General features: G+C 35.1%; 10 protein-coding genes and 1 pseudogene. 8 read left to right on the forward strand and 3 right to left on the reverse strand.

All coding sequences use genetic code 11. The features are described 5' to 3' along the window. Positions 1-861: 861 nt before the first annotated feature. Entirely contained in the window at positions 862-1,368 is a 507-nt protein-coding gene (locus HYG89_RS15335) for a plasmid replication DNA-binding protein (protein ID WP_178868299.1), read from the reverse strand. A gap of 316 nt (positions 1,369-1,684) precedes the next feature. Here HYG89_RS15335 and HYG89_RS15340 point away from each other — a divergent pair, with 316 nt between their 5' ends. The 7 genes from HYG89_RS15340 (at position 1,685) to HYG89_RS15370 (ending at position 6,058) form a co-directional block, all read left to right on the forward strand. Next, complete coding sequence (locus HYG89_RS15340; RefSeq protein WP_178868301.1) at positions 1,685-2,029, forward strand: hypothetical protein; 345 nt, start codon at positions 1,685-1,687, stop codon at positions 2,027-2,029. A 275-nt stretch (positions 2,030-2,304) separates the two neighbouring features. Continuing rightward, the gene (locus HYG89_RS15345) at positions 2,305-2,649 is read left to right on the forward strand and encodes an SMR family transporter (RefSeq protein WP_005146112.1); all 345 of its coding nucleotides are present in this window, start codon (positions 2,305-2,307) and stop codon (positions 2,647-2,649) included. After that, positions 2,650-3,207, forward strand: a complete 558-nt coding sequence (locus tag HYG89_RS15350; RefSeq protein ID WP_005146114.1) for a TetR/AcrR family transcriptional regulator — start codon at positions 2,650-2,652, stop codon at positions 3,205-3,207. A gap of 287 nt (positions 3,208-3,494) precedes the next feature. Continuing rightward, positions 3,495-3,782 (forward strand): BrnT family toxin, encoded by a 288-nt coding sequence (locus HYG89_RS15355; RefSeq protein ID WP_004884492.1) that lies wholly within the window; start codon positions 3,495-3,497, stop codon positions 3,780-3,782. Beyond that, positions 3,769-4,083 (forward strand): BrnA antitoxin family protein, encoded by a 315-nt coding sequence (locus HYG89_RS15360; protein ID WP_178868303.1) that lies wholly within the window; start codon positions 3,769-3,771, stop codon positions 4,081-4,083. The genes HYG89_RS15355 and HYG89_RS15360 overlap by 14 nt, the downstream gene beginning before the upstream one ends. Before the next feature lie 155 nt (positions 4,084-4,238). After that, positions 4,239-5,399, forward strand: coding sequence for an ATP/GTP-binding protein (locus HYG89_RS15365; RefSeq protein WP_178868305.1), 1,161 nt, complete (start codon positions 4,239-4,241; stop codon positions 5,397-5,399). Beyond that, positions 5,399-6,058 (forward strand): DUF3226 domain-containing protein, encoded by a 660-nt coding sequence (locus HYG89_RS15370; protein WP_178868307.1) that lies wholly within the window; start codon positions 5,399-5,401, stop codon positions 6,056-6,058. The genes HYG89_RS15365 and HYG89_RS15370 overlap by 1 nt, the downstream gene beginning before the upstream one ends. 78 nt (positions 6,059-6,136) lie before the next feature. On the opposite strand, the gene HYG89_RS15375 is transcribed toward HYG89_RS15370, so the two are convergent. Continuing rightward, positions 6,137-6,400: a hypothetical protein gene (locus HYG89_RS15375; RefSeq protein ID WP_178868309.1), complete on the reverse strand. Its 264-nt coding sequence runs from the start codon at positions 6,398-6,400 to the stop codon at positions 6,137-6,139. Positions 6,401-6,718: 318 nt separating this feature from the next. On the opposite strand from HYG89_RS15375, the gene HYG89_RS15380 reads away from it, so the two are divergent. Further along, the gene (locus HYG89_RS15380; protein WP_087554378.1) at positions 6,719-7,237 is read left to right on the forward strand and encodes a hypothetical protein; all 519 of its coding nucleotides are present in this window, start codon (positions 6,719-6,721) and stop codon (positions 7,235-7,237) included. Between the two features lie 2 nt (positions 7,238-7,239). Here HYG89_RS15380 and HYG89_RS15385 read toward each other — a convergent pair. Next, positions 7,240-7,499 (reverse strand): annotated as a pseudogene (locus tag HYG89_RS15385) (hypothetical protein); the annotation flags it as partial.

Raw genomic sequence — 7,499 nt, forward strand, 5'->3', positions numbered from 1 at the left:
GAGTTACTTCGTTTAGCAGCAGATGGGTTGTGGCTACAAAGTATTACCGGAGTCATTGATGATGAGCAATGTTCAAAATTAGAAGACGATCTGCTTAATCGAACCTATTTAACATAAAATCTCTTATACGAACTCAACTCACTCAAGTTCACATCAGCCGTCGGGCAAGCCCTTTGGGCTGATGGTGAACGTTGAGTGAGTTTCGGCAATACTCACCCTAAGAGCCTGCAAAAACTGCTTGCTCTTAAAGTATTGCCGAATACCAATTTTGGGCTGACGGAGCCACGCATCGGTCGTCCACGACAGTAGGTAATTGTGCTTTCCTACATAGGCTGAGATTACGATTCACACACCGCATCGACACGTTCTCAAACCGATCAGATCGCTTATCTCTGTGAGGGTTTCCCCAACATACAATTTAAAGCATCCCTGAACTACTCATCACGTTGTTGCTTTGTCGATTTCCCCTAGTAGCAACTCTTGCCTTAGATATTCTTATATCGCTCTAAAACAATCGCTGTGGTGCGCTAGCGTCGCTTAATTCCATCCACCCACACCACATGCCTAAACGTATAAAACGGACACGCAGAAGCGGGCAAAGCTCGATCTAGGATACTTACTTGATGATTTAAAACACGTATTAACGAAGACTTATCATATTAGGTCTTGAACTAAACAATTTTTCTTGTGAAAATAGAGCTCAGGTACAAGCCTTAGTGTGAAATCATAACGGTCGCCAAACCTTATGATCTTCGTTATTCGATGTTGCAAGCATCAAATAACTGCGTACCGCTGAATATAAAGCGAAAGCCCTGAATGTTGCAAGATATTCAGGGCTTTTTCTTTTGTTTTTACTTTGTTTTATCTCAGTTTTAATAAACGGCTTAAAAATACTGCCAGTTTTTTGGGTTCTTCCTGGTGAGTTTGTGATGGTGTTTCCACCTGTTCCCAAGCTTGTTTTTTCTGCTCCCCCAAACTGCTCACATCCTGTTTAGATACAGTTTCATCTGTTTCTGGTGTTTCTGTTTTTGCCTTGTGTTCTATCAGTAATTTGAAGTCATCAAAATCACGTCTAACGCTTGATATCTCTTGTTTCAAGAAAGCCTTGTCTTGTTTCAGTTCCTCGATCTGTAAACGCAGTTCACGCACTAAATCATCGTTGTTCACTGAAACAGTAGAATTACTGTCTACAGAAACAGTTTTTTTGCTAGGACTACCAAATAATCGGATCATATCTTGAGGATCAATCATCTGTACGCCTGATTCACTTAATTGAGGAGTTAGCTCACCTCTTTTAATGGCTTTATAAATTGTCGTTCTACCGATATTAAATTTCTTTGATGCTTCAAGAATGGTCAATACAGACATCATTTTTCCCAAGCTAATTTTTAACTAACAACAGTATATTTCAAAAAATTATATAAAATGACGCCATTTTGACGGCCTAAGCCTATCCTGCAATCAAAAAACAAAAGTAAATTTCGCTGTAATTATGGGTTTTATGCCTACTTCCTTTCAAATGCTTTAAGATGCTTTAAAATACTTTCAAATGATTTAAACAACGCTTGAAGTTGCTTTAAAATGCTTTCAAATGCTTTAAACAACACTTGAAGTTGCTTTAAAATGCTTTCAAATGATTTAAAATGCTTTCAAATACTTTAAGTTGGTACTAGGGAGCATTTTTATGGCAAGAAAATTACTAAGTATGGATGCTATTCGGTTCATTATTGAATGCAGAAACGATCCATCTCAAGTTTATACATGGCAAGATATAGCTGATTTAGTTCAGACAAGATTTGATATTAAAGTAAGCGGTCAAGCAGTCGGACAAAGTTACAAAAAATACAAAGACAGTTTTAGTTCAACCACAGAAAAAGTTCAGTTAACTACTCAACCTGTAGTGAAAGATATTAAAGCTACAGCTAAAGCTTTAGATAGAATTAACTCAGATTCAAAAAAATTGAATGCTGGTTTTAATGAAAATGCTGGTGAACACTTAACTAAAGAGAATCTTAAAGATTTACTCTAAAAGTTTAGAGTACTGACATTCTTTAATCCAACTAATGAAAACCGTGAAACATTGCTCAAAAATTAAGCGTGGAACGTGAAGAATCCATAAAAAAGCCCAATCAGTAGTGATTGGGCTTTTTACTATACGATAAGCCAATGATTTATATGAGATAAAAATTTGCATTACGTATAAGGTGTATTATGTTAATTTTAGAAAATCTAAAATAATTATTGATAATTTTTTTTTTGAAAATTTAACATACCTTCCGATTGATATTTTAGGTATGATTACTTATGAACAGTGTGTTACTCGCTTATGTATTACTTGGATTTGCAATAGTTTCCGAAGTGATTGGAAGTAGTTTTTTAGTTAAATCGGAAGGGTTTACAAAACTTTTTCCAAGCGTGATGGTCTTTATTTTTTTTAGCACGGCATTTTATTTATTATCACAAGTTATTAAAACAATCCCTTTAGGTATCGCATACGCTATATGGGCTGGTGTTGGGATTGTTCTAACTGCTGTAGTTGGCTACTTTGTTTTTAAACAGACACTAGATAATCCTGCTTTAATTGGAATTGGTTTTATCGTATCTGGCGTAATAATTATTAATTTATTTTCGCAATCAGCAGGTCATTAAGTGAAAGAAATTCGGCAACAAAAGAAGCAACCAGAGGTTATTCGAAAGCGCATCCTTGAACAGGCAACTATTCTTGTTTCTCAAAAGGGTATTTCTGGTGTTTCTATTCAAAATATTGCTACAGCAGTAGGTATAACAAAAGGGGGGGTATTTCACCATTTCCCGAATAAAAAAAATTTGATAGAAGAAATGTTCAATCAAATAATTCTTGATTTAGATCAAACAGTTGAATACTTGATTAAACGCGATCCAACAGAATATGGTAAATTCACACGAGCTTATATTCATAGTTCTTTTATCCATCAAATAGATGGGGTGGTTTCTGCTTGGTCAGCGTTATCAATGACTATGATCACAGAGCCTACCTTTAATAAAATTTGGATGGAATGGCTAAAAAATAGATTATCTCAACATGCAGAAACGGATAGTCATCCTGATTTAGAGTTACTTCGTTTAGCAGCAGATGGGTTGTGGCTACAAAGTATTACCGGAGTCATTGATGATGAGCAATGTTCAAAATTAGAAGACGATCTGCTTAATCGAACCTATTTAACATAAAATCTCTTATTCGCAATTTTAAAAACTAGAATTTTCCACCAATTCACCATCCATTTAACATAATGGTGGTTATACGCAATACACTTGTATATTAATATAAATATCAGATATTTAATAAAACCTTAAAAAGCCAAAAATGCAAAAAAAGCCGACTTTGAAACAAATCGGCTTTTTTATGAGCGGTTTTGATAGTTCTTGCCAATAATTTTGACTAAAAATTACGCTTTTCAGCTTGAGTGATACAATTTTGTGATACATTATTGTATATACAAATTTGAATGTTTTTTATGGAACAGTATTTCGAATGGGATGAGGCAAAGAATCGAAAGAATCAGAAAAAACACGATGTCTCTTTCGAAACGGCAAGCCTTGTTTTTGATGATCCATTAAGGATCTCAATCCAAGACAGACATACCGATGGTGAAGAACGTTGGCAAACCATTGGAAAAGTAAAAGGCGTACTAATGCTACTAGTAGCTCACACTATCTTTGATGAAGATGACTGTGAAATCATACGAATCATTAGTGCAAGACAAGTCACCAAGGCGGAGCGAGATAGATATGAGCATGGTTAGATACTCACGCAAAGAACTGAATGAAAAATTCAGCGACAAGCAAGATGCTGAAATTGAACGCTTGCTTGCTAAAGGAATGCTTCCTGACGATCAACTAGACCTATCAGATATTCCTGAAATTAAAGACTGGAGCAATGCTGTACGTCATAATCAGTTCTACCGTCCAGTGAAGCAACAGACTTCCATTCGTTTAGATGCTGATGTACTTGCATGGTTTAAAGCTCAAGGCAAAGGCTATCAAACACGAATGAATGAAATTTTACGGGATGCCATGCTAAAAGAATTAAAAAATCATCAATAAAAATGGGAGCTTAGGCTCCCATTTTTGACTGCGTATAACGTGTATTATGTTAATTTTAGAAAATGTTAATTAAACATATAAAACTTACACCATTATCTAAAAGTGTCTTTTACATATAGAATAAAGGGTAAAAGGCATGTTCTAAAAAGGATTCCATGTTAAATTCTCTTCTTATTGAAAATTTTAGGTCTTTAGAACGACTAGAAGTTCCCAAATTAGGGAAAGTAAATCTAATTGTTGGTAAAAATAATTCTGGCAAAAGTTCTGTACTTGATGCACTAAAAATCTATGCAAGTTTCGTAGATGAAACTGTTTTAGTTAATATTCTAGATGAGCATGATGAATTCTTCATCTTAGAGGAAGATAGTGCTATCTCTCCTTACGAAAGCTTATTTTATGGTCGTAGATTTAAAGAGAATCATAAAATTACCATTGGTGAACTAACAAACACTAATAATCAAATGACTATTGAAGCAAGTAAGGCTTTAGAATTACACCTACCAATAGACAAAGAAACAAATTCATTACGTGCATACCAAGTATCTTATCAAGATCTAAATGAGATTGATGAACTGGAACTAAATGAAGAAGATTCAAATATTGTTAATACAATAAAAGTTAATCAAGATAAAAAAAATAAGAGAATAATTTTAGACAATTTAGCTGAGAGAATTAGACAAAGGAATCGTAAAACCAAAAATACAGTTAAGGCTTTTAGTGATATTACAACCTCATTCATTTCCAATGACGATTTAGCAGATTCTTGGGATAAGGTAGGTTTACGTGATTATGCGGATGAAGTTCTAAAATCTTTGCAAATAATCGAGCCTAAAATACGTGCTATTAATTTTGTTAACTCTAAAGATTGGAGTGGTGTTGGTTTCTATACTCGAGAAAAAGAACGCAGGATTCCTCTTGTTCGTATGGAAGGTTTAGATTTTCCTGTTCCTTTAAAGAGTATGGGGGATGGTATTATTAGATTATTCCAGTTAGCTCTTAGATTATATGAAGCCAAAGATGGTTTTTTATTCATAGATGAGTTTGAAAATGGTCTCCATTTTGGCGTTCAAAAACAAGCTTGGGAAACTGTTTTTAGTTTATCTCAAAAACTAAATATCCAAGTTTTTGCTTCTACTCATAGTTGGGACTGCATTGAAAGTTTTACTCAAGTTGCTCTAGATAGAACAGATATTGAAGGTTGCCTATTCCGCTTAGGGAAGCCTACAAGAGGTCCTATGAAAGATAAAACAACAGCTACAATATTCACAGAAGATGACCTAAAAATCTTATCGCAATCCCACGTAGAAGTTAGATAATGCAAAAGAGTAAATTAATTGTCGAAGGGATTTCCGACGAGTATTTGTTTAAAAAGCTTTGTCAGAAAAATGGCTTTGATAATGTAGAAATTGAAGTTGATACACCATCTGCATTTGGTGGAATAGATACAAAACAAGGTGTTCTAAACATTTTACAAGTGTTAATTAAACAACTTGAAAATTCTTATATTGATAGATTAGGAATAATTGTTGATTCAGACTATGAGGCTGATGGCGGTGGCATTGAGAATACTCTTCGTCAAATTCATAATAAAATCAAAGATCATGGATATTCCTCTTCATATAAAAGATTCTCCAATTCAGGGATATATTTTGAGGGTGATGGAGATCTACCTAAACTCGGTGTATGGGTCATGCCAAATAATGTTGATGAAGGTATGCTAGAAGACTGGATGTTAACTATTTGTCATCCAGATGAACAAAGTTTTTTGGATTCTATTACTACAACCGTAAATGCAATACCATCACCCAAATTTAAAAAGATACATGAAGCTAAAGCTATTACAAACACTTGGCTAGCATGGCAGAAAAAACCTGGATTAGGATTTGCTAATCTGTTTAAAGAAGGATTAATCGATGAAGAACATAAAAACTATAAAGATTTTGTAGATTGGATGAGTGAAATTTTCCAAAAATGAATAAAAGCCACCTCTCGGTGGCTTTTATTTAACATAAAATCTCTTATGCGAAATTTGAATTGTAAGTCCCAGTTAGCTTCAATCTTGGCTTACTTTACATTTTTTAATTTTAAAAGTTCCACGACTCGCTACTCGTTGAGCAAGTTCAGGATTACGACCTGCTAGGTGTTTAATCACAATTGGGGGAGCGCCGACTTCCTTAAGTAAAACAGTATCGTTTTCAACATACAGAACTGGTCCACTTTGAGTGGCAGTAATAAAACTTTCTCGAAGTGCACGAGCTGCCTGAGAAGCAATTTCTCTCTCATCGTCATTTTCATTAATTAGATTTACTGCTGACATTGACGTAATCCTGAGTAAAGCTTACATATAAATCATATTCTAAGTCGGGCTATACAGCACAGGAAATAAAGGCTTTTTTACATATAAGGTATTGTTCAACACACATCATAGCTACCTTACAAGGTAGCCATGATGTGTGTTCTTTATTTTGTATTTAATTTCAATAGCTTACAAAAGTTAATGTTTGAGTTTTATTTTTACACGCAAATACAATAATATTTAAAATCAAACACTTATATCATGTAAAAAATTGAGAGCTTAACAGCACACATAATACCTACCTAACTACCTTAGTTACAGTCAGGACCCTGATCCCACATGATGAAAATTAAAAATATGGACTCGTTTAAGCTGTCCTATATGTACTTCTTTCCCGTGGTGTTTTTCCCATTTTTGAATATCTACCAATTTAGAACCAATCCAGACCTTCAATCATGGCTATTCAGCAATTTACTGGTCAGCATCACGGTCATTCTGATCCCACTTTTCCTTACTTTAAGCATGCTCATCACTAAATTTTTATACCAAGATCACAACAAAAAACTGGAATACAACGCCATGGGGCTTGGGCTGTTGTGCCTGATTTTCCTCATGGGCAGCAACTACTACCAATTCCAGAAATTTACAGCAGGAACGGACCTCAGCATGGATTTTTATCGCATGGCGTTAATGCTGAGCTTCCTGATCGGATGCTTTATTGCAAGCCTATGCTTCACCTTGAAATATAAGCAATATTCAAAAAGATATGACACAGACTTCAACCTCATAACCCAAAGATTCATGCTGAGTGCATGCCCACTGTTATTGATCGCCATCACCGCCATCTTTGTGGTTTAAACCTACTTTTGCAGATCCGCAAAAAAAGCTGTCATTTCATGAAAATTACTGACCAGACGCTTCGATTTCCGCTCATACGAAGGCACCGACAGTTCTACTTTGGATTTTCGGTTCAAATACTTGAAGTACAGCGGGAAAACTTGCTTATTGAACTTAAACACATCCTCCCGAACGCCCCTAAACCCCGCCAATTTCGCCACCCGAGACAACTCAGCCATGACCATACTGTCCTGTTTATCAGGACTCTTGATCTGTTGGGCTT

The sequence above is a fragment of the Acinetobacter sp. SwsAc5 genome (assembly GCF_013391485.1).
Taxonomy (GTDB): Bacteria; Pseudomonadota; Gammaproteobacteria; order Pseudomonadales; family Moraxellaceae; genus Acinetobacter; species Acinetobacter towneri.

Coding starts and splice junctions, on each gene's coding strand:
- HYG89_RS15340 (WP_178868301.1), top strand. CDS start 1,685: ATGGCAAGAAAATTACTAAGTATGGATGCTATTCGGTTCATTATTGAA.
- HYG89_RS15375 (WP_178868309.1), bottom strand. CDS start 6,400: ATGTCAGCAGTAAATCTAATTAATGAAAATGACGATGAGAGAGAAATT.
- HYG89_RS15380 (WP_087554378.1), top strand. CDS start 6,719: ATGATGAAAATTAAAAATATGGACTCGTTTAAGCTGTCCTATATGTAC.
- HYG89_RS15360 (WP_178868303.1), top strand. CDS start 3,769: ATGAGCATGGTTAGATACTCACGCAAAGAACTGAATGAAAAATTCAGC.
- HYG89_RS15335 (WP_178868299.1), bottom strand. CDS start 1,368: ATGTCTGTATTGACCATTCTTGAAGCATCAAAGAAATTTAATATCGGT.
- HYG89_RS15355 (WP_004884492.1), top strand. CDS start 3,495: ATGGAACAGTATTTCGAATGGGATGAGGCAAAGAATCGAAAGAATCAG.
- HYG89_RS15345 (WP_005146112.1), top strand. CDS start 2,305: ATGAACAGTGTGTTACTCGCTTATGTATTACTTGGATTTGCAATAGTT.
- HYG89_RS15365 (WP_178868305.1), top strand. CDS start 4,239: ATGTTAAATTCTCTTCTTATTGAAAATTTTAGGTCTTTAGAACGACTA.
- HYG89_RS15370 (WP_178868307.1), top strand. CDS start 5,399: ATGCAAAAGAGTAAATTAATTGTCGAAGGGATTTCCGACGAGTATTTG.